Genomic DNA, 22,714 nt, shown 5'->3' on the forward strand with positions numbered 1-22,714 from the left:
GTTCCTCGTGTTGAAGGTGATTCAGTCTCAAGAATACTGGCCGCGTGGGCTATTGTTGGCCCGGTCAGTATTGGTTACATGAGAACCTTAATCCATGAACACTGACCGTGTCTCGCGTTTGCGAAAAAACATTGAGGGAATTTTTCGCAACTTGCTGCAGGTGGGGATTGGTTGCCGTTTGTAAAGGCGCGACTATCTGGGTCTTTAGTCGTGGGCTGGAATTGACAGGTGGATTCCGTCACGTGGCTGGGGGTGGGGTTTCTCCCAGTGCTGTGTCAGAACAGGGAATTGGGCCACACACTCGCTACCCTCTAGAGGTGAAGCCAGCCCCGACCCGGGGCGCTCGCCCCCGCGGCGGGCACGGCGCAGTTACACAAAAGGAAATCGTATGACGCTGGATCTGACGCAGTCGCTGCCCTCTCATGTGCGCGCGACCTCTGGACGCCCCGTTGAAGATTCGACCCTGATGGAAGTGTGGCAGGGGCTCTCCGCCGCAATCGTCGATCAGATCGCCGATAACTGGGCCGCCACCACGGAGCGTTACGCCAAGGGCCGTCAGGAACACTACTTCTCCGCCGAGTTCCTCATGGGCCGAGCCCTGCTCAACAACCTGTCGAACCTTGGCCTCGTCGAGAAGGCTCGTGAAGCCCTCGCCGCCTACGGCCTTGACCTCGGTCAGGTCCTCGAAGAGGAGCCGGACGCTGCCCTCGGTAACGGTGGTCTCGGCCGCCTCGCCGCCTGCTTCCTGGACTCCTGCGCCACCCTCGACCTGCCTGTGCGCGGCTACGGCATCCTGTACCGCTACGGTCTGTTCAAGCAGCTCTTCGACAACGGCTTCCAGACCGAGCATCCGGACCCGTGGATGGAGGAGGGCTACCCCTTCGTTACCCGCCGCGAAGAGCGCTCCCGCATCGTCTCCTACGCGGACCTGACCGTGCGCGCCGTCCCCTACGACATCGCGATCACCGGCTACGGCACCAAGAACGTGGGCACCCTGCGCCTGTGGAAGGCCGAGCCCATCGAGGAATTCGACTACGACGCCTTCAACTCCCAGCGCTTCACCGACGCCATCGTCGACCGTGAGCGCACCATGGACATCTCCCGTGTCCTGTACCCCAACGACACCACGTTCGAGGGCAAGGTCCTGCGCGTGCGCCAGCAGTACTTCTTCTGCTCCGCCTCCCTGCAGGAAATCGTCGCCAACTACGTGCGTCACCACGGCACCGACCTGACCGGCTTCGCCGAGTACAACGCCGTCCAGCTCAACGACACCCACCCGGTCCTCGCCATCCCCGAGCTCATGCGCATCCTCATGGACGAGCATGGCCTCGGCTGGGAAGAGGCCTGGAAGGTCGTCTCCAAGACCTTCGCCTACACGAACCACACGGTTCTGGCCGAGGCCCTCGAGACCTGGGATATCCACATCTTCGATCGCCTGTTCCCGCGCATCGCCGAAATCGTGCGCGAGATCGACCGTCGCTTCCGCATCGACATGGCCGAGCGCGGCCTCGACCAGGGCACCATCGACTACATGGCCCCCGTCGCCGGCAACACCGTGCGCATGGCCTGGATCGCCTGCTACGCGTCCTACTCCATCAACGGCGTCGCCGCCCTCCACACGGAGATCATCAAGCGCGACACCCTCAAGGAGTGGTACGCCATCTGGCCCGAGCGCTTCAACAACAAGACCAACGGCGTGACCCCGCGCCGCTGGCTCAAGCAGTGCAACCCCCGCCTGGCAGCCCTCCTCGACGAGGTCACCGGCTCCGACGCGTGGGTCCGCGACCTCACCGAGCTGTCCAAGTTCACCGAGGCCGGTACCGACAAGGTGCTCGAGCGCCTGGCCGAGATCAAGCACGCCAACAAGGTCGACTTCGCCGCGTGGGTCAAGGCGCGCGAGGGCGTCGAGATCGATCCCGACGCGATCTTCGACGTTCAGATCAAGCGTCTGCACGAGTACAAGCGCCAGCTGCTCAACGCCTTCTACGTCCTGGACCTGTACTTCCGTATGAAGGACGATCCGACGCTGGACACCCCCAACCGCGTGTTCATCTTCGGTGCCAAGGCTGCCCCCGGCTACATCCGCGCCAAGGCCATCATCAAGCTCATCAACGCCATCGCGGAGCTGGTGAACAACGACGAGGACATCAACGGCCGTATCAAGGTCGTCTTCGTCCACAACTACAACGTCTCGCCCGCCGAGCACATCATCCCCGCCGCCGACGTCTCCGAGCAGATCTCGATGGCCGGCAAGGAGGCCTCGGGCACGTCCAACATGAAGTTCATGATGAACGGCGCCCTCACCCTGGGCACCCTCGACGGCGCGAACGTCGAGATTCTCGAGGCCGTGGGCGACGAGAACGCTTACATCTTCGGCGCGACCGACGATGAGCTGCCTGAGCTGCGTCGCCACTACGACCCCCGTTGGCACTACGAGAACGTCCCCGGCCTCAAGCGCGTCATCGACGCCCTGACCGACGGTACGCTCGACGACTCCAACTCCGGCTGGTTCCACGACATCCGCCACTCGATCCTCGAGGGCGGCTACGACCCGGCCGACGTGTACTACGTCCTGGGCGACTTCGCCGCATACCGCGAGACCAAGGATCGTATGGCCGCCGACTATCGCGACCAGAAGGCCTGGAACAGCCGCGTGTGGGCGAACATCTCCCGCTCCGGCCGTTTCTCCTCGGACCGCACGATCTCCGACTATGCTCGCGAGGTCTGGCACATCGAGGGTGAGCCGATCGACTGACGCATTCGCGCAGGGGAGGCCCGGAACCGCATGGTTCCGGGCCTCTCTTGTTGTGTGAAGACGTGTGGTTGTATCGGCATGTGGTCCAACTGTATTAGTGGGTTGACACAGTTAGGCACCTGTGTCATTGTATTAGTGTATTAATACAGCAAGACAGGAGGGACGCGTCGATGCGCATCGATGACACCCGCCCCATCTGGATCCAGCTGGCCGACAACTTCCGCGCCCGTATCACCGACGGCACGTGGAAGCCCGGCCAGAAGATCCCCTCCGTCCGCGACCTCGCCATCGAGGCCGGCACCAACCCCAACACCGTCCAGCGAGCCCTCGCCGCCCTCGACGACGAAGGACTCACCGTCCCCAAGCGGACGGCCGGACGATACGTCGCCACCGACGACACGGCGCTCCACGCCCTCCGCCAAGAGGATGCACGCACTGCGGCCGACGCATTCATCCGCGCCTGCCGAGCCCTTGGCGTTGACAGCGACGGTGCTCACGGCCTCGTCGATGAACGCTGGAACGCGGACCTGTAAACCAGGAGGACAACTCTCATGACCACCCAACCCACAGGCGTGAGTGCGGCCGGCCCCGGCCTCGTCGAGGTCACCGGCCTGACGAAGAGCTACCGCTCGACCCCCGCCCTGCGCGACTACAACCTGAGCCTCGAGTCTGGCCACATCGTCGGCCTCATGGGCCCCAACGGTTGCGGTAAGACCACGCTGCTCAAGATCCTCGCCGGAGTCCTCTCCGACTACGAGGGCACCGTGACCATCGACGGGCATGCGCCCGGCGTCGCCACCAAAGCGATCGTCTCCTACCTGCCCGACGCCGACTTCCTGAACACCGACTGGACCGCTGCGGACGCCATCCGCGTCTACTCCACGTTCTTCGCCGACTTCGACGCCGACAAGGCCGCCTCGATGGTCGACTTCTTCGGACTGCCCACCGACCGCCGCCTCAGCGAGATGAGCAAGGGCATGGGGGAGAAGCTTCAGATCAGCCTCATCATGTCCCGGCGCGCCCGCGTGTACCTGCTCGACGAACCCATTAGCGGCGTCGATCCCGCGACGCGCGACGTCATCCTCGACGGCATCCTGCGCGAATTTGACCCCGCCTCGCTGCTCATCATGTCCACCCACCTCATCTCCGACATCGAGCACTTCGTCGACTACGCGATCTTCATGAAGGACGGACAGGTCCTCCTACAGGGAGACGCCGACGACCTGCGGGCCACCCACGGCGATTCCCTCGACGCCATCTTCCGGAAGGAGTACCGCTGATGTTCACCAAACTACTTGCCTACGAAATCCGGTCGCGCGCCGTCGCGGACGGGCGTTCCTTCGGGGCGTTTATCGTCACCATTGCCGTCGCGTCGGGAATCGTCGCCGCGGGGCTGCCGGGGATCAGTGGCTCCACCGCTGTTCTCGCCTACGCCCTGTGTGCGCTCACGCCGGTCGCCTGCGCGATCGCGGCCCTGGCCGACTACTGGAAGACCCTCTACGGGCAGCGCGGATACTTCACGATGAGCCTGCCGATCTCCGGAAAGGTCATCTTCTGGGCGAAGAACACCCGCATCATGATCGAGTGCCTCCTGGCCCTCGTGCTGGCCGTCGGCGGAATCCTCGCCGTCGCGTCGGCCGCCGCGTGGAGCGATGGCATCAGCCTCGCCGAGTACACGGCCGGACCGCGTTCCGTCGTGGCCGGAATCCCCACCTTCACCGTGGCCCTCATGATTGTCGTTCAGGTCATCCTGTCGATGTCCTGGGTTGTGCAGGCCTGCGCCGCCATGACGATCGGCGCTGAAGGACGATTCAACCATCTTGGCTTCGGCGCGCCCATCATCGGCTTCGTCCTGCTGTACATCGTGAACCAGGTGCTTTCCACGGTTGGCACGTTCTTCCTTCCGCTGTCCGTTACAACCGACGGACACTTCTCCACCGAGATCATGTGGACCTCGTACCGCGCGACGATGGGAACCGAGGGCCAGCCGAACGTCATCGGCATCGGCTCCTATGTCCTCGTGCCCCTGTTCGCCCTGATCCTGGGCCTGTGGGCCTCTCGCTCGATCGAGAAGCACACGTCCCTGCGCTGAGCGCATGACCCGCTGAGCGCCAGTCGGCGGTGGGATAGGATTTTGGTATCCGACCCACCGCCGACTCGTTGTGTGAGGAGCGCAGATGACCGCCGAGGGACCCCGTTTTGGGGCCACACCCCAGAACCCCGACCTGCTGCGGTGGATCGGCATTCAGGTCCTCCTTCTCATCATCGCCTGGGTGATCGGCATGGTCGTGCGGCGCCTCCTGGCCTCGCGCATGACGATGTCCACGGCCTCGGCGACCCTCACCGGCCTGGGTGGCCTGTGGGGCGGCCTCCTGGTCGCAGGCTGGATCTTCTCCTCCTCCGACATGTGGCGCCCCGCGATGCTCGGTGTGGCCGCAGCGGTGGCTCTCGTCGTGGTCGTCATCGTCTCCCTGATCGTCGCCTACCTGCACCCGCGCCCCGGCCTCGAACCCATCGTCGAGGTCGCCAAGCGCGGCGAATCCGACTCCCTCGAATTCAAGTCGAGCGCCCGCTGGAACATGCGCGCCGGCAAGCGCGACGACGCCATGGAGACCATTATCGCGAAGACGGTTGCCGCGTTCATGAACTCCGGCGGCGGCACCCTCCTCATCGGCGTGGATGACGATGGTCGCCTCATCGGGCTGGGCCCCGACTACGCGACCCTCAAGACACCGGACGCCGACCGCTTCGAGCTGTGGATCCGTGACCTGTGGGGCCAGCGCCTGGGGACCAACGCGGCCGCGCTGCCCCTCCTCGACTTCGCCGAGGCCTCGGACCCCCAGGAGGGCTACGGGCCCCAGGAGGTGTGCCGGGTGACGATCCCGCCGTCCACGCGCCCCGTGTACCTGAAGGGCCCCAAGGGCAAGGGTGAGGCCGAGCTGTGGGTGCGCGTCGGCAACTCGACGAGGCGCCTCGAGGTCGCCGACGCCGTGCAGTACGTGGCCACGCGCTGGCCCGAATCTGTGCGCGTTTCGCCGCTGACCCGCGCGCGTCTGTTCTTCACGCTTCGTCGCCACCGCGACACGCCCACCCGCTTGCCGCGCGTCGTCGAGCGCGTCCTCACGGAGCGCGCGAAGCACGGTGGTGGGGCATCTGAGGGGGAGTAGGCGCGCGGTTAGACTGGCCCCAGGAACTCAGAGAGGAGAGTTGTGGGTGTGAGCCTGCGCAAGACCCTGCCCGCGGACATCGAGCAGATCATCGCATCCGGGGACGTCGAGGCCGTGGCGCGCGCGGTCGCGCGCTGCGAGGTTGGCGCGTACCTGCGGGGCTCCGCCTATGAGTCGCGGCTCATGCACTTCCCGGCCTCCGAGGAGATCACGGACTTCCTGCTCGCGCGGGGCGAGGACATCAACTCGCGCGATCGGTATCAGCGCACTCCGATTCACGCGCGCGTGCGGTCGCGATGCCTCGATCAGATCCCGCTGTTGATCGCTCGTGGAGGCGACATCAACGCCCGCGATACATCCGACCAGACGGCGCTGTTCGACGTCGTCGAGCGTTTTCCCGTTGCCGACGTGTCGCGGATGATGTCGTGGGGCGCGGATCCGCTGGTTGTCGCTGATTCGCGGGTCTATGGGAAGGCGACGCTAGTCGAGAACGTCGTGTCCTGGCACAACTTCCTGGACGCCCCACGCGCGCTCGCGGTGATTCGGTTGCTTCTGTCCGTTGGGGCACCCGTCGGCGAGCGTGTGCCGACCGCGCTGCGGGCCATGGACCGGATGCGCTGCACGTTCATCATGCACGGGCTGCCGGAGACGGTGTCTCAAACGGTATTCGACGAGGCCTCGGCCGCGTTGTCGGAGTTGTGCGCCCTGTTCGCGGTGGAGCAGCGCGAGGCTCAGCGCGCGCCTGCCGTGGGGGAGCGGCTGGAGCTGGATCCGTCCGTGCCAGCTCTCCGCCAGCACGGGGAATTATGGGATCTTCTCGTGCCCGACAGCGGCCAGTGTCAGACGCTGCAAGGCGAGGTCATTCGCATTGCGGGGCGTGTCGGCTACGAGGTCTATGACAACGGCGGCATCAACTGGGATCGTTCTTTTGGGGCGCTGCTGGACCAGTATCTCAGTGTCGTGCGCTCAGGCCTGCCGATGCCGCCTGCCTCCGTGGCTCGGGCCGAGGCTGCCGTCGCCTCCCTCAAGTCTCGTTCGATGTCCCACCAGGCCGTCGATGACATCACGGAGCTGGCGGTGGCGTGGGTGTGCTTGAATCCGGTTCTTGTGGAGGCGGATTTGCCCGACGTGGGGCGGTAAGCAACGGGGCGGGCTTCAGAGTGTAAAGTGCGCCGCAGTACACTGTGAGCATGGGTAAACGGGCTCTTCCGAGTTGAGTGTGGGTGACCGGGTCTTGGTCGGGGGTTGCGGGTAGAGGTCGAGGTCCTTGATGATGAGCGGACTTCTACCCCCGCTGTCGTCAAGGACCTCGACAATGTCTCACCCTACCTGCTGCTGCTCTGCGTCGCTTGATCGTTGTGATCGGTGTGATCTGCTCGTCGGTTTGGAGGGCTTCCATCTGGTTGCTGTCGCTCGACGTGAGTGTGGTCTGGTGCTCGACATAGAGTCCTGTGATCGCTGTGCTGGATGCCCTGGGTGTGGGGTGATCGCTCAAGGCCACGGGCGCGTGGTGGTGGAGGTGATCGACGCGCCCTGGGCCGGGGTCCCGGTGCGGATCCGGTGGTTTAAGCGGCGCTGGATATGCCGCGAAACCACCTGCCAGACGGTGACATTCCTGGAGCATGACGAGCGGGTGTGTGCACACCGGGCGCGTCTGGGCGCCCGGGCGATCCGCTGGGCGATCCGACAGTTGCGCTTCGAGGGAGCCAGCATTGCAGGATTGGCTCGCCAGTTAGGAACCACGTGGAATACCGTGTGGTCCCATATCAAGCCGTGTCTGCAAGCCGCATCTGATGACCCTGCCCGTTTCGCAGGGGTGCAGGTATTGGGAGTTGACGAGCACGTGTGGCACCACCAGGACCGACGCCGACGGGGCCCCCGTGAGCTCACTGGCATCGTGGACCTGACGCGCGGGGAGGATCATCCCACGGCCCGCTTGTTGGATCTGGTCCCGGGAAGGTCTGGCACCGTGTACAAGAACTGGCTAGAAGAGCGCGGCGAACAGTTTCGCTCCGGTATCCAGATCGCAACACTGGATCCCTTCCAGGGATATAAGAACGCCATTGATGACCAGCTCCAAGACGCAACCAGCGTGCTGGACGCCTTTCATATCGTCAAGCTCGCTGGCGACGCCCTTGATGAGGTGCGTCGTCGCGTCCAGCAAGACACGACCGGTCACCGCGGACGCAAGGGCGATCCCCTCTATCAGATCCGCAATCTTTTGCGCGCCTCGCGCCATAGGCTCACCCCACGTCAACAAGAACGCCTCCGTGAGGCCTTCACGGCAGATGAGGCGCATATCAGTGTCGAAGTCGCCTACCACTGTGCCCAGCACGTGCGAGATGTCTTCCACCAAGCCACACCCGCCCAAGGCCGACGCCTGGCCGCTCATCTCATCGAGCGCCTACCAACGTGTCCCATCCCCGAAATCGCTCGCCTGGGCCGGACCCTACGCAAGTGGAAGGACGCCTTCTTGGCCTACTTCGACACCGGCGGAGCCAGCAACGGCCCCACCGAAGCCATCAACGGAATCATCGAGCTGGGCAGACGCACCGCCAGAGGCTACCGCAACCCCACCAACTACAGACTCCGAATGCTCCTCATCGCAGGAGGCCTAGACGCCTCCGCCCACACTCAACTCTGAAGAGCCGGTAAACGAATTCTTGGGTGGCAGCGACAAAGACCCGTTGTAGTCGCGTATCGTGCGCTCTGCATTTTTTTGCTGATCGTTATTGTGGGTTGTCTTGCGAGAACTGTAGTTGATTTAGCGGATGGCGTGTATCGGACAGCCTTGATTATGCATGTGGTCTCCGTTGCGTCTGTGGTGTTCTTTGCTCGGCGAGGGGTGTTGCATGCAGGAGAGTCGAGGCGACGAATCATAGTGCTGGAGCAGTTGCTTCTGTTTACCGTTTTCGCATTTGTATTTCTAGCAGTATTTGAAACTATCGACAACGATACTATGGCCTTCTTTGTCGGATCTCTTGGAGGAGGTGTAGTGTCGGGTTATGAACCATTTTTTACCTGGGCGCTTTTTCATGTGGGAGCTGGGTTTTTGCTGGTATTGACTTCGTATGACGAACGCCGAACAGAAATGAAAACCACTGTCGGTGGAGTTTTGGTTATCATGGGTATATTGATGCCTAAAGTGCTCGAATCATATTCTTTGCTTCGAGCTCACTGCTATACCGATGGTTGTTTGCCTGAGGAATCAAGTTGGATCATACTTTTTGAAATAGCTGTCGCGTACGCTGCTTCTCTATCAATGATGTTTGTGTTTGGCTTGTTTGTGCCATCCGTTGGGAGCTATCTTCAGAACTTTGCAGAGTTAGCTGGCGACGACGAATTGGAGTGTTCTAGTGCTGCTACTACAGACTCTCAAGCGTTAGTTTCTGCTAGCGAGGTGGTGTCCTCTTCTGGTAATCAGAGTGACCGAGTTGAACTGTCTTCAGTGTTGTCGTCGGTGGTCACTGGTATGTCTCAAGAGTCTGCTGATAGCATGGCTGTCCCTGTGCAGTCTGAGGACGGACTGGTGAGCGCACGCGGTTCGGGTGGTGCTGTGTCCAAACAGCTGATGAGTGCTGCGGTCAGTGGCCTTGTCGCTGGCGTGTGTTTCTCGGTTGTGAGTCGTCTCTTTGGTCGTCGTTGAACTGCGTTGCCTCACGTTTCGACTGGAGAGTCGTGGCATATCTCCACACTGATACTTGTTGCTAAGTGGTGTTACACCACTTAGCGGGGTGTTACACCAGCTCGGAGGTGGTGTAATGCTCCCTAACTCGTGTAATGCTCCTTAACTGGTGCAGGGCTGTCTGCTGTGGCTTGGTTGGATGCTTGTTGGAGCTGTTATGGAGCAGCATTTTCCGCGACGGGGCTTGTTGGCCAGTGGCATTGCACTAGTTAGCGCAGCATTGCACTGCTTAGTAGCTAGTGCAATGCCCTCCTATCTAGTGCATTGCTGCTGTATCTGGTGCAGCGCTGCGCGGCCTGGGCCTATTGGATACCCGCATGTGTAGTGTCAGCGAGGCAACCTGCGTGCAAGCTTGATGTCGATGAGGCGGTGCACCCGATCCGTAGGCATTGCACCCCTTCTGATCGGGTGCATCGCGACGGATCGGGTGTATCGCGACGTAACGGGTGCAGCGCCTCTTGCGCGGAATCGGTACGAGTATTTCGAGGCCGTGTGGCTGCGTCTGATCCTGCCGGTTGTGGTGTGTCGGGAGGGAGTGCCCGCGGTTGTGCTTGTTGTGGGAGGCGGTGCACCCGATCCGTAGGCATTACACCCCTTCTGATCGGGTGCATCGTGACGTAACGGGTGTAGCGCGACGTAACGGGTGCACGGCGACGTAAGGGGTGCACCGCTGCCTGTTGTAGCCGGGATGGTGGGCCGTTGAAGAGTGAACGGGAGCGCCTTGCCGTCTGGGGCTCGTGGGCGATGAGGTGCGACACCCCATCGGGAGCAGGATCACCAGACACCGTGGCCTTGCTGCGCGTTGATTATCCAGCCGCAGGTGTGATCGCCGGGGGAAGCAAGCACAGCCATGTAGCACGTGAATTCCTGCGTGGAACAACGCAATCGAACCGTGCGCCCCCGCCAACTTCATGAGGCCGCGTATTCCTGGGAGCCCGCTGAGAGAATGCCAAACGATAGACGGGGACAGCGGCGTGCAACTGGTTTACGCTGAAAACAGCTACCAGAAAGGAGCCGCTGATGCCAGCAAAACCGCAGATCATTGCCGATCCTCAGACCAACCGTGGGACCGCCTTCACCCTCGACGAGCGCAAGCGCTTGGGGCTGATGGGGCGTCTTCCCGCAGCTGTCGAAACGCTCGAACAACAGGCCGCACGCGCCTACAAGCAGGTGTGTCGACTCGACGACGACCTCGACAAGTACATCTACCTCGAACAGCTGCACGACCGCAATGAGACGCTGTACTACAAGGTCATCATCGACCACATCGCCGAACTCCTACCCGTCATCTACGATCCGACGATCGGCGAGGCCATCAAGAAATGGTCCGCAGACTACCGCCGCTCGCGCGCCATCTACCTCTCCGTCGATCGAGTCGAGGATGTGCGGCCCACGTTTGAAGGCCTCGGCCTCGGCCCCGATGACGTCGACCTTCTGGTCGTCTCCGACGCCGAACAGATCCTCGGCATCGGCGACTGGGGTGTGAACGGCACCGACATCTCCGTCGGCAAGCTCGCCGTCTACACAGCCGCAGCCGGTATTGACCCGTCGCGCGTCATCGCGGTCAACCTCGACGTCGGCACCGACAACGAGGAGCTGCTCAACGACCCCGATTACCTCGGCAACCGCCATGGTCGTGTGCGCGGAGAACGCTACGACGCCCTCGTCAATGAGTACTTGAGCGTCACATCCGAGCTGTACCCCCGCGCACTCCTGCATTTCGAAGACTTCGGCGCCTCAAACGCGCGCCGCATCCTCGTCAACAACCGGGACAAGTACCGCATCTTCAACGACGACATGCAGGGCACCGGAGCGATCGTCATCTCCGCTGTCATTGCGGGCATGAAGACCAACGGCACGACCTTCGCGGACCAGCGCCTCCTTGTCTACGGCGCGGGCACCGCGGGAACTGGCATGGCCGATCAGATCCATGCGGGCATGGTGCGCGCTGGACTGACGCCCGAGCAGGCGAAGGACCGCATCTGGCTGATCGACCGCGCCGGACTGGTGACCGATGACATGGACGGGCTGCCCGATTATCAGGCGGCCTACGCGCGCAGCGCCTCCGAGGTCGCCGACTGGGAGCGCAAGGACGGTGCGATCGGCCTGCTGGAGACCGTTCGCCGCGTCCACCCGACGATCCTGATTGGAACGTCGACGGATCACGGCGCCTTCACGCAGGATGTCATCGAGTCTTTGAGCGAGGGGTGCGAGCGGCCCATCGTCCTGCCCCTGTCGAATCCGACGGAGAAGATCGAGGCTATGCCGCAGGACGTCATCGCCTGGTCTAAGGGGCGTGCGCTGGTGGCCACGGGCATTCCGATCCTGCCCTTCGACTACGAGGGGACAACCTTCCACATCGGGCAGGGAAACAACTCGTTGCTGTACCCGGGCCTGGGGCTTGGAACGATCGTGTCCGGTGCCCCTCGCGTGACCGATGCGATGATTCTGGCCGCCGCCGAGGCCGTGGCCAGTCAGGTGACATCGCACGAGCTGGGTGCGTCCCTACTGCCGCCGGTGGACCACTTGCGCGCGTCGTCGGCGACTGTCGCGGTCGCCGTCGTCCGTCAGGCTATCGCAGATGGCCAGTGCGACATGGATCCGGGTGACGTCGTCGAGGCCGTTCGCCGCGCCATGTGGCAGCCGGTCTACCAGGACCTGGAGAGCTGAATTGTGAGAGCAGGGTCGCGCCGGTTGCCGAGGGGCAGCCGGCGCGGCTTCTTGCGAGACGGAACGTTTTCGCGGTTGTGCTTGTTGTGGGAGGCGGTGCACCCGATCCGTAGGCATTGCACCCCTTCTGATCGGGTGCATCGCGACGTAACGGGTGTATCGCGACGGAATGGGTGCAGGGCTGTCTGCTGTGGCTCGGCTGGAGGCTCGTTGGAGCTGTTATGGAGCGCATTTACCGCGACAGAGCTTGTTGCCGAGGGGTATTGCACTACTTAGCGCAGCGTTGCACTGGATAGTTGGCAGTGCAATGCTCTCCTATCTAGTGCATTGCTGCGTGAGCCAGGCCTGTTGGATGCTGGTATGTGCAGTGTCAGCGAGGAAACCCGCGCGCAAGCTTGTTACCGATGAGGTGTTGCACCCGATCGGGAAGATTCAACCCCTTCTGATCGGGTTGAATCTTCCCGAACGGGTTGAATGTTCCCGATCAGGTTGAATCTTGCCGCGCCCTGAGGCCCCAAACAGGGGAGGGGCCCAAGCCTTGCGGCTCGGACCCCTCCTCACGTCACATCAACGCAGCGCGCTATCGCCTCACTCGCCACCCTTGCGGCGGCGGATGCGCTTGCGGGCGCGGGGCGCGCCCTCAGATGCCTCACCCGCATGCTGCGAGTGCTCGCCGCGGCCACGGCCACGCGTGCCGCGGTCGGAGCGGCCGCCCTTGCCGGCGTTCAGCGTGCGATCGCCGTCCTGGGAGCCGCGACGTGACCCGCGCGAACGCGACGCGTCGGAGGAAGAAGCCGAACCACCACGCGATGAACGACCGCGGCCACCACGCGAGCCACCACGCGAGCCACCGGAACCCGAACGCGAGCCGCCACGGCCTCGTCCCTCGGAGCGGGGAGAGGAGCCGCCCAGGTCTTCGAGGACCTCGGCGTCCAGGCCCGCGCGCGTGCGCTTGGCGCGCGGCAGGCGGCCGGTCGTGCCTTCCGGGATATCCAGGTCGGTGAACAGGTGGGGGGAGGTGTGGTAGGTCTCGAGCGGATCCGGCACACCCAGGCCCAGGGCCTTGGAGATCAGCGACCAGCGCGGCGTGTCGTCCCAGTCGACGAAGGTGACGGCCGTGCCCGAGTTGCCCGCGCGGCCCGTGCGGCCGATGCGGTGGATGTAGATCTTCTCGTCTTCGGGGCACTGGTAGTTGATGACGTGCGTGACGTCGTCGACGTCGATGCCTCGCGCGGCGACGTCGGTGGCGACCAGGACGTCGACCTTGCCGTTACGGAAGGCGCGCAGAGCCTGCTCACGGGCGCCCTGGCCCAGATCGCCGTGCAGCGAGCCGACCGCGAAGCCGCGGGCGGTCAGGTCCTCGCCCAGGCGGGCGGCGGTGCGCTTGGTGCGGCAGAAGATGACGGTGCGGCCGCGACCCTCCGCCTGGAGGATGCGGGCGACGACCTCGACCTTGTTCATGGCGTGAACGCGGTAGATGACCTGCTTGACCGTGTTGACGGTCTGGTTCTGGTCGTCGGGATCCTGCGCGCGGATGTGGGTCGGCTGGACCATGAAGCGGCGGGCCAGGGCCACGACGGGGCCGGGCATGGTCGCGGAGAACAGCATGGTGTGGCGGTTCTCGGGGACTCGGCTGAGCAGCGTCTCGACGTCGGGCAGGAAGCCCAGGTCGAGCATCTCGTCGGCCTCGTCGAGGACGACGGTTTCGACGCCGGACAGGTGCAGGTGGCCCTTGCGCAGCAGGTCGATGAGGCGGCCGGGCGTGCCCACGACGATGTCGGCGCCACGCTCGAGAGCCTCGATCTGGGGCTCGAAGGCGACGCCGCCGTAGATTTCGACGATGCGGGTCGACAGGTACTTGGCAGCCTCGCGCAGATCCTGGGCGACCTGCTTGGTGAGCTCGCGGGTCGGCAGGATGATGAGTGCCTGCGGCTTGTTCGGGTTGAGCAGGTCCTCGTAGCCCTCTTCGTCGGGCGCGATGACGTCCTCGAGGACGGGGATGCCGAAGCCGAGGGTCTTGCCGGTGCCGGTCTTGGCCTGGCCGATGATGTCGTGGCGGTCCAGCGCGGGGCCAAGCGTCAGGGCCTGGATCGGGAAGGGGTGCGTGATGCCCTTGTCTTCGAGGGCGTCGACGATGGGGTCGGTGACGCCGAAGTCCGCGAAGGACTTCTTGTCGAGATCCTCGCCCTTGCCGGTGATGTCCGGGGTGGCATCTTCGACCTCGGGGGCTGCGGGCTTGATGTTGCCGAGGCGGACGACGCCTGCGGAGTATTCGACGGACGAGGCCGGGGCGGCCTTCTCGGTGGTGTCAACGTCGGTGGTGGGCACAGTTGCCTCAGTGCTCGTGTTGGTCACGATCTACCTTGTCTCCCGGGCTTTTCCGGGGTTGGGGTCGGTGCCGATCGCGCATTATCTGGCGCGGGGAAACTCGTCCGCGCGTAGGTGTTATGTCTCAAGAATGCGACCGGTCTTCCGGTGGTCACCTTTCAGTGTAATGGTGTGTGACGAGTTCGCGGGGGAGGGGCTGGTCACAGAGACAGGCACTAATCGGGAAGAACAGGGTCCCATGCGGCGGGCCGTGGAGCTTGTCAGGCACTATGCTGGAGTCATGGCACACGAGTTTGATTCCGTCCCCGCCGACGACGCCGAAGTCCTTGGTATTCTCGCCTATTCGTCGCTCGCGTTCATGACGCGCCTGGCGAAGGACGGCGAGCAGGCCCCCACGTTCGAGGCTCACGTGGAGCATGCGCGCATGGCGGCGCGTTGCTTCAAGCTCTACCAGCAGCTGGAGGTGTGGAGTGAGCACCGCGGCTTTGACCTGCTGGCTGCTGGTGATGCGTTCTCGGGCGCGTACGATGACCTGGATGCGCGCACGCGTCCCACGACGTTCGCGGAGCGGGCTGTCAAGACGTTCATTACCCGCGGCATGCTGGGTGACATGCTGATCCGCGTCGCGCAGGTGCACGGCCTGTTCGAGGGGATCGAGGACGTGTGGCCCTTTGAGCAGGGGCACTGGGTGCGCGCGCACCTGGGCCCGCAGATCGAGGCTGATGAGCAGCTGTCGGCGCGCCTGTCCCTGTGGGGTCGCCGCGTGGCGGGTGAGGCTCTCGGCCTCGTGCGCGCGACGCTGTTCACCTACCCGTCGCTGGCTGCTTCCCCGGAGAACGTCGACGAGATCACGGAGTACGTGATCAAGCGCCACGGGGAGCGCATGAAGGACATTCACCTGAAGGCCTGAGGCCGCAGGTATAGACGAGGCCGGGGTTCCTCGGGCGGTATGGTGTCCGCTCGGGTTCCCCGGCCTCGTTTGTCTGGGCGCGAATCAGTGGATCGCGAAGCCGACGCGGCGCTCGGTCTTGGCGGCGATCTGCACGTATGCGAGGGCGTGGGCGGGCACGAGGGTGCGCTGGCCCTTGGTGTCGGTGAGGTCGAGGACGCCGTGGGCGGAGGCAAGGGCCTCGTTGACCTTGGCCATGAGCTCGTTTTCGCTCATGTCGACGTCGAGGCCGAGCTGGCGCGTGTTGTCACGGATGCCGATGAAGATCTCCATGGTGACTCCTTGCTGGTAAATATCGTCATGGCCATCATATGTGCCGCAGATGCGGGTGGGGTCTGCGAGTATTGCGTTATGAGCGAAATTCAGGTCAGGTTGCGCAGCCGCAGCGCCGATTGGTGGCGTCTGCCGGAGCTGAACGCGCGCCAGCGCGCGGTCGTGGACGCGGCGCGCTCGGGCGACGTGATTGCGCGCGGCGCGCCGTCGTCGGGACGGAGTACGTGTGCCCTGGCCGTGTTCGAGCAGGCGGCCTCCCAGGGTCGCTCCGCGCTGATTCTCGCTCCCGATCGCACGCGCGCCGACGTGCTGACCCCGCGCGCGCAGGCGCTTGGCCCGGACGCGGTGCGCCCGGTGCGCACCCCTGCGTCCTTCGCCTATCAGGTGGTGGCCACGTGGCGCACCCAGCGCGACGTGCCGTTGGAGGGGGTCGAGCTGGTGACGGGCGCGGCCCAGGACCAGATGCTCGCCGAGGCCCTGGAGTCCGTGGAGGCACCGTGGCCCGAGGACATCGGACCGCAGATGCGTGCGATGCCGGCCTTCCGCGCGGAGTTGCGCAACTTGGTGGCCCGCGCGGGCGAGGCCGGGATGGACGCGTCCTCCCTGTCCGAGGCCGGGGCTCGGTTCGGCCGTCCGGAGTGGCAGGGTGCGGGTGCGATCATTGCTGCGCTGGAGGAAGGACCCGAGCGTTCGCCGGAGTATCCGCGCACCCTGCGCGTGGACCTGTCTCGGATCCAGGTGCTCGCGGCCGATCTGATCGACGCGTGGGAGCAGGACGCGCCGAAGCACGGCGTGCAGGCGCCGTCCCCGGTTCCGGATGTCGTAATCGTCGATGACCTGCAGGATTGCACGCCTTCGACGCTGAGGCTGCTGACCGCCTGCCGCGACGCGGGTGCTCGGATCGTTGCGTTTTCGGATTCCGACGTGGCCGTGGCTGGGTATCGCGGCGGCGAACCGCACCTGGACCGCCGGCTCGCATCCGCCCTGGGCGTTGAGATCGCGGAGCTCGGCCAGGTCTACGACATGTCCCGCGCCGTGCGGGAGCTGGCACGCCAGGCATGCACGCGCATCGCACAGTCCGGATCACCCGCCCGGCGCGAGGCCGGCGTCTCGGACGATGCCCCCCAGGGACGTCTGTTCACGCACCTGGGTTCCACGCCCTCGCAGATGGGGGCCCTCATCGCGCGAGCCCTCAGGTCCCACCATCTGCACGACGGCATCGACTTTGCGGATCAGGTCGTTATTGTGCGCAGCTCCTCGATGGTCGCCGAAACCACCCGATACCTGGCGCGCGGCGGCGTCCCCGTCGCGGGTGGCGGCCGGGCCTTCGATTTCGCGACGCAGCCGACGACGCGCCTGCTCCTGGACCTGGTGACCATGCCGACGGGGGCGAGCGACACGGACGGGGCCGTGCGCCGCGAGCTCGCCGAGCGCCTCCTGCCCTCGCCCCTCGTGCGCGCCGACGCCCTCGCCATCCACCGTCTCCTACGCCGCCTGAACGCCGCGCGCGCCCAGGCCGCCGAGGAAGCGGGCGACGAGGCCGTGCTGATCCCGTTGACGGCTGCCGACCTCGTCAGTGACCCGCAGACGTGGAGGCAGTTCATCGAACAGGCCGAGCAGGCGGGCGGCAAGCGCGCCCGTGCCGGAGCAATGCTCGCGCGTCCGCTTGAGACGGCCGCGCGCCTGTGGGAGCTGGGGATGAGCGGCAGCGCGCGCCCCCAGGAACGCCTGTGGTCCCTCTGGGAGGCATCCGGGGTGGCCGGTGAGTGGCGCTCTCGGGCCATCGCATCGGACGAGTCGTCGGGCTGGTACGACGATCAGCTGGACGCTGTCGTGGCGCTCCTGCGCGTCGCCGACGTGTGGGAGCAGCGCAACCCCGCAGGTTCCGCCGTGGGCTTCGCATCGGAGCTGCTGGCCGGTTCGGTCCCCATCGACACGATTTCGCGCGTGGGCGTGCGTCCGGGCGGTGTCGAGGTCCTCACGCCCGCGCAGGCGATGGGTCGCCACTGGCAGGTCGTCGTCCTCGCGGGCCTGCAGGACGGAGCCTGGCCGAACCTGCGCCTGCGTGACCGGATCCTGCGCGCTGATCTCCTTGCGGACGTGGGGGCGGGCCGTATCGCCGTGGGCGAGGACGGGCGCGAGGAGCTCATCGACTCGACGCGCTCGGCCCGGCGCGCGGTGCTGGACGACGAGTATCGCCTCTTCGTCGCGGCCGTGACGCGCTCGCGCAGCATCGTGCACGCCGGCGCGGTGCGCTCGGAGGATGCGGCGCCCTCGGTGTTTTTCGACCTGGTGGCGCGCTTGGCGGGCACCCATCGAGAGAACGACATCGTCCCGGTGGATCCGGTCGAGGCGCCGCTGTCCCTGTCCGGGCATATCGCGGACCTGCGGGCGCGCGCGGCCAACTCCGACGAGCCGGCTGACGCCCAGCTCGCCGCCACCCTCCTGGCTCTCATGGCGCGCGAGGGGATCGCTTCCGCGCAGCCGCACCGGTGGCTGGGTGCGGGCGGCACGCCGACCAGCGCGCAGGACTACCGCGGGCAGATCGTCCTGTCCCCGTCGCAATTCGAACGCGCGCTGGCATGCCCGCTGCGGTGGTTCCTCACGACGATCGGAGCCGACGCGCCCTCGAACGCGGCTGCCAGCCTCGGCACGCTCGTCCACGCGGTCGCCGAGGAGCATCCGCACGGCACCCCCGAGGAGCTGACCGAGGCGCTGGAGGCGCGCATCGAGGAGCTGGGCTACAACCTGGACACGTGGGCGGGGCGCGTCGCCGACCGTCACGCGCGCGAGATCGTGAACAACCTGGCCTCCTACGTCGTCGGCGTGCCCGGTGACGTTGCGGTTGAGCAGACGGTGTCGGCCGAGGTCGAGGGCGTGACCATCCGAGGCCGGATGGACCGACTCGAGCAGGTGGACGAGGGCGTGCGCGTGACTGACCTGAAGACCGGTAAGAGCGGTTACACGAAGGCCAACGTCCTGGAGAACCCGCAGCTGGCCGCCTATCAGATGGCCCTGCTCGCCTCGGGCGAAAAGGTCGCGGGGGCTCGCATCACGCTGCTGGGCGGTTCCAAGCCGCAGATCTACGATCAGCCTGCGCTCCAGGGCGAGGAGCTGGAGCGGTGGCGCGAGTCGGTGCGCGAGGTGGCACTCAGCGCCCGTGGCCCGTACTTCGAGGCGAGGCCCTCTGCGGAGGCTTGCCGATACTGCTCCTTCGACCGGCTGTGCCCTGCGCGCGAGCGCGGCCGCAAGGTGGTGGAGTGACGTGGGAAAGGACAGCGCAATGGCTCTGAGTGCCCTGCAGATTCAGGCGATCGTCGACGCGACGAAGACACCGACGCCCGAGCAGGTGCGCGTCATCGAGGCCCCGCGTCGCCCACTCCTCGTCGTGGCGGGCGCGGGGTCGGGTAAGACCGAGACCATGTCGATGCGTGTGCTGTGGCTCCTCGCCAATCACCCCGACTTGAGCCCGTCCTCGATCCTGGGCCTCACCTTCACGCGCAAGGCGGCGGGCGAGCTGGGGGAGCGCCTGCGCGAACGCATCCGGCTGCTCTCGCGCGAGATGCCGCAGCTGCGCGAGCGCCTCGACGAGGACCCCGTATCCCTCACCTACAACTCCTTCGCCGAACGCATCGTGTCCGAGCACGGGATGCGCATCGGCATCGACCCCGATTTCTCGATGCTCTCCGAGGCCGGGGCTCTGGATCTCATGCTGCAGATCGTCGAGGCGTGGCCCACCGACCTCGACGAGGATCTCACACCCCTGGGCGCAGTCGGCCAGATCCTGCACCTGGCTGGGGAGGTCGCCGAGCACGGGTACACGGTGGAGAGCGCCCGCGAGGCCCTCGTCGACTTTGGGCGCGAGCTCGAACAGGTGGGCGAGACGAATGACGACGCGCGGCGCCTGCTGCGCGCGAACCGGCGCCGCATCGCCTTCCTTGACCCCATCGCGGAGTATCAGAAGCGCAAGCGCGACATGGGTGTGCTGGACTTTTCCGACCAGCTCGTCCTGGCCACGCGCATTGTCCGCGAGGCCCCGGCGGTTCGCGAGTCGCTGCGCGAAGAGTTCCGCGCGGTCCTCCTCGACGAGTTCCAGGACACGTCCGTCATCCAGATGGACCTGCTGTCCATGCTGTTTGGCGACCACGCTGTCACCGCGGTGGGCGACCCGAATCAGGCTATTTACGGGTGGAGGGGGGCCTCGGCCTCGTCGCTGGAGTCCTTCCTGGATCGATTCCAGACGGGGGAGGCGCAGGAGAGCCAGACGCTTACCCTGTCCACGGCTTGGCGCAACGACCAGACGATCCTGGACGCGGCGAATCGCGTGGCCGCGCCCCTGCGCGAGGTCGCCGCGTACCAGGAGGGCAAAGAGCACCTCAAGGCCCAGTCGCCCGTCCTGGTCGCACGAAATGGAGCGGGGTCCGGGCATGTCGACGTTGCGTACGCCCCTGACTACGAGGCCGCGCTGGGTACCGTCGTCGACTTCGCCCGTAGCGTGCGCTCCCAGGCGAGTGAGGGCGGCAAGCGGCGCACGGTCGCGGTGCTGTGCAGGCGCCGCAAGGATTTCGCGTACGTGGACGCTGCCCTGCGCGACGCGGGTATCCCGACGGAGATCGTGGGGCTCGGCGGTCTGCTCGACCAGCCCGCCGTGCAGGATGTGCGCGCCGCGCTGGAACTGGCCTATGACGTTGAGGCCTCCCCGTGGCTGGCGCGCCTGCTGGCGGGCATCGACCTGGGGGCCACCGACCTGATGGCGCTGGGCGACTGGTCGCGCGTCCTCGCCCGCTCGGAGGGGACGAACCCGCACCAGGCGGTCCTTTTGGATGCGGTGGATTCTCCGCCGGAGCCGGGGTGGGCGGCCGAGGGGCGGCCCGCGATCAGTGAGGAGGCGGTGCGCCGCGTGCGGCTGCTGGGCGAGCGCCTGCGGCAGGTCCGCGAGGGCGTGGGGCGCTCGGTGACCGAGCAGGTCGAGCGGGCGATCCTCATCATGGGCACGTTGGACGATGTGATCGCAGATCCGCTGTCGATGGGCGGGCGAGCCGTGCTCGATGAGTTCATCGCGGTGACGGCGGCCTACGAGAAGGACACGCCGGGGGCCTCCCTCGGCTCGTTCCTGGCATACCTGCGCATGGCCGACGAGCGCGAGGATGGACTCGAGGCACCCCTGGGGGAGCCGGATCCGCGCGCCGTGCAGATCATGACGGTCCACGCCTCCAAGGGCCTCGAGTGGGATTGCGTCGTCGTCTTCGGGTTGAGCGACGGCATCTTCCCGTCGCACGACAAGCGCAAGACGGTGTCGTGGCTGGACGAGCCGCCGATCGCTACTGCCTGGTTGACGGATGCCAGCGCGTTGCCGCACCCGCTGCGCGGGGATCGCGCGGATCTGCCGCCGTTTTTGCTGGACGTGGAGGGCGAGGCCAAGCCCTCTGCCGCGTATTCGAAGTGGGTGAAGGGGCACTACGGGCGCGCGCTGGGTGTGCACGCGGAGCGCGAGGAGCGCCGCCTGGCGTACGTGGCGATGACGCGCGCTCGGAGCATCCAGCTCCTCGTTGGCTCGTGGATCTATCGGACGGGTTCGTCCTCGCGCCAGCCCTCCCGCTACCTGATGGAGGCGCGAGCACAGCTGTTCGGTGATGCGCCGGATCTGGTCGACGACTCGCTCGTGCGCGTGGGGGACCGCGGCGTGTGGGCCAGGGGAGATTGGCGCAGCCTGGGGGTGGAATCGGTCTCCGGGGCCGGGGTGTGCCTGATCGCGCCGGAGCCCGGCGACGAGGACATCGTCGACAGTGGGGCCGGTGCAGCGTCGGTGTCCTTCCCGGAGGAACCCGGGCCCTCGCGCCAGAGGGTCGCCGCGGCCGCGCAGGCCGTCGAGGTGCAGATCCGCGACCTGGGGCAGGATCAGGATGTGTACGAGGCATTGGCGCAGCTGGGGGAGGACCCCGCGGTGCGCGATACGGTTGCACTCATCGAGGAGTATCACCTGGGGCTTGAGACGCCGGTTGTGGAGCTGTGGGCCGAGCGGGTGCCCGCGACGTCCGTGTCGGCCCTCCTGCAGGACGCGGATGAGTTCGCACGAGATATGCGCCGACCCATGCCGGCTCGCCCTAGCTCGTTCTCCGCGCTGGGCACGGTGTTTCACGCGTGGGTGGAGCGCGAGCTTCACCTCGCGAGCGCGGATCCGGCCTCGGAGATCACCGTGGGCAACGAGGTGGGTGCGGGTGAGGATGCCGCTCTGGCCGGCGGCGACGACGCGTCGGACGAGGCCCTGCTGACGGACGGTGAGCGCGAGCGCCTGGAGCGGCTGCGCGCGAACTTCCGCGCGTTTGTTGCGAACGAGCTGTCTGCCTACCGGGCCGTCGCGATCGAGGAGGCCTTCTCGGTGGAGGTGGGCGGCGTGTCCGTCCAGGGCCGCATCGACGCCGTGTTCGAGCGCGTGCGCGGCGAAGGTCCCCGATACCTGGTCGTCGACTGGAAGAGTGGACGCCCGGTGACCGCCACGACCAAGCCGGAAAAGGTCGCCTACTTCGTGACTCAGCTGCGCCTGTACCAGCGCGCGTGGGCGGCCCGCACGGGCGTGGACACCTCCCAGGTGGGGGCGATGGTCGCCTTCCTGGCGGGCCCCTCGCACCACACGCTCGAGAGCCTCGAGGCCATGCTGGGGTCGGGCGCGTCGTCCCTGGATGAGGCGCTACGGGATGTTCTTGAGAATTGAAATCCCTGTTTAATCCAACTGAAGGGGTGACAGGCGGGCAAAAGTTTGTCAAAAATGGTTGAAAGGCCTCTCAGTCGGGTTGTGAAAAGTCTTCACAGGATAGTCAGACTTAATCGCCGGATGTGATGAATTTGAAAATATGGCTTGTGTGCCCTGTTCAGAGGCTGGTACAGTT

The 22,714-nt window shown here is 65.6% G+C and carries 14 protein-coding genes; 12 read left to right on the top strand and 2 right to left on the bottom strand.

Going from position 1 to position 22,714, the window contains the following annotated elements; genetic code table 11:
- The first annotated feature begins 388 nt into the window (after nucleotides 1–388).
- From JJJ16_RS01075 to JJJ16_RS01115, 9 genes are all read left to right on the top strand, one after another.
- Nucleotides 389–2,755 carry a glycogen/starch/alpha-glucan phosphorylase gene (locus JJJ16_RS01075; protein WP_219751041.1) on the top strand — a complete coding sequence of 789 codons (2,367 nt, stop codon included), beginning with the start codon at nucleotides 389–391 and terminating at the stop codon, nucleotides 2,753–2,755.
- A 170-nt stretch (nucleotides 2,756–2,925) separates the two neighbouring features.
- On the top strand, nucleotides 2,926–3,288 hold the full coding sequence (locus tag JJJ16_RS01080) for a GntR family transcriptional regulator (protein ID WP_219751042.1): 363 nt from the start codon (nucleotides 2,926–2,928) through the stop codon (nucleotides 3,286–3,288).
- A gap of 18 nt (nucleotides 3,289–3,306) precedes the next feature.
- Complete coding sequence (locus tag JJJ16_RS01085; RefSeq protein WP_219751043.1) at nucleotides 3,307–4,035, top strand: ABC transporter ATP-binding protein; 729 nt, start codon at nucleotides 3,307–3,309, stop codon at nucleotides 4,033–4,035.
- Nucleotides 4,035–4,847: a hypothetical protein gene (locus JJJ16_RS01090; protein ID WP_219751044.1), complete on the top strand. Its 813-nt coding sequence runs from the start codon at nucleotides 4,035–4,037 to the stop codon at nucleotides 4,845–4,847. The genes JJJ16_RS01085 and JJJ16_RS01090 overlap by 1 nt, the downstream gene beginning before the upstream one ends.
- A gap of 85 nt (nucleotides 4,848–4,932) precedes the next feature.
- Complete coding sequence (locus tag JJJ16_RS01095; protein WP_219751045.1) at nucleotides 4,933–5,922, top strand: helix-turn-helix domain-containing protein; 990 nt, start codon at nucleotides 4,933–4,935, stop codon at nucleotides 5,920–5,922.
- 48 nt (nucleotides 5,923–5,970) lie between these two features.
- The gene (locus JJJ16_RS01100) at nucleotides 5,971–7,062 is read left to right on the top strand and encodes an ankyrin repeat domain-containing protein (protein ID WP_219751046.1); all 1,092 of its coding nucleotides are present in this window, start codon (nucleotides 5,971–5,973) and stop codon (nucleotides 7,060–7,062) included.
- A 175-nt stretch (nucleotides 7,063–7,237) separates the two neighbouring features.
- Nucleotides 7,238–8,566 carry an ISL3 family transposase gene (locus JJJ16_RS01105; RefSeq protein WP_219751047.1) on the top strand — a complete coding sequence of 443 codons (1,329 nt, stop codon included), beginning with the start codon at nucleotides 7,238–7,240 and terminating at the stop codon, nucleotides 8,564–8,566.
- Between the two features lie 237 nt (nucleotides 8,567–8,803).
- The gene (locus JJJ16_RS01110) at nucleotides 8,804–9,568 is read left to right on the top strand and encodes a hypothetical protein (RefSeq protein WP_219751048.1); all 765 of its coding nucleotides are present in this window, start codon (nucleotides 8,804–8,806) and stop codon (nucleotides 9,566–9,568) included.
- Between the two features lie 1,059 nt (nucleotides 9,569–10,627).
- Nucleotides 10,628–12,277, top strand: a complete 1,650-nt coding sequence (locus JJJ16_RS01115; protein ID WP_219751049.1) for an NAD-dependent malic enzyme — start codon at nucleotides 10,628–10,630, stop codon at nucleotides 12,275–12,277.
- Between the two features lie 588 nt (nucleotides 12,278–12,865).
- On the opposite strand, the gene JJJ16_RS01120 is transcribed toward JJJ16_RS01115, so the two are convergent.
- The gene (locus JJJ16_RS01120) at nucleotides 12,866–14,632 is read right to left on the bottom strand and encodes a DEAD/DEAH box helicase (protein ID WP_219751050.1); all 1,767 of its coding nucleotides are present in this window, start codon (nucleotides 14,630–14,632) and stop codon (nucleotides 12,866–12,868) included.
- Nucleotides 14,633–14,885: 253 nt separating this feature from the next.
- On the opposite strand from JJJ16_RS01120, the gene JJJ16_RS01125 reads away from it, so the two are divergent.
- Entirely contained in the window at nucleotides 14,886–15,515 is a 630-nt protein-coding gene (locus JJJ16_RS01125; RefSeq protein WP_219751051.1) for a ferritin-like fold-containing protein, read from the top strand.
- A gap of 84 nt (nucleotides 15,516–15,599) precedes the next feature.
- On the opposite strand, the gene JJJ16_RS01130 is transcribed toward JJJ16_RS01125, so the two are convergent.
- Nucleotides 15,600–15,827, bottom strand: coding sequence for a DUF3107 domain-containing protein (locus JJJ16_RS01130; protein ID WP_219751052.1), 228 nt, complete (start codon nucleotides 15,825–15,827; stop codon nucleotides 15,600–15,602).
- Nucleotides 15,828–15,905: 78 nt separating this feature from the next.
- Between JJJ16_RS01130 and JJJ16_RS01135 the strand changes: the two genes are divergently transcribed.
- Both JJJ16_RS01135 and JJJ16_RS01140 read left to right on the top strand, forming a co-directional pair.
- A complete protein-coding gene (locus tag JJJ16_RS01135; protein WP_219751053.1) occupies nucleotides 15,906–19,091 on the top strand; it encodes a UrvD/REP family ATP-dependent DNA helicase in 3,186 nt (1,061 codons plus the stop codon).
- Between the two features lie 19 nt (nucleotides 19,092–19,110).
- Nucleotides 19,111–22,539, top strand: coding sequence for an ATP-dependent DNA helicase (locus JJJ16_RS01140; RefSeq protein WP_219751054.1), 3,429 nt, complete (start codon nucleotides 19,111–19,113; stop codon nucleotides 22,537–22,539).
- Nucleotides 22,540–22,714: the final 175 nt, after the last annotated feature.

This window comes from Schaalia sp. ORNL0103 (assembly GCF_019429565.1).
Taxonomy (GTDB): domain Bacteria; phylum Actinomycetota; class Actinomycetes; order Actinomycetales; family Actinomycetaceae; genus Pauljensenia.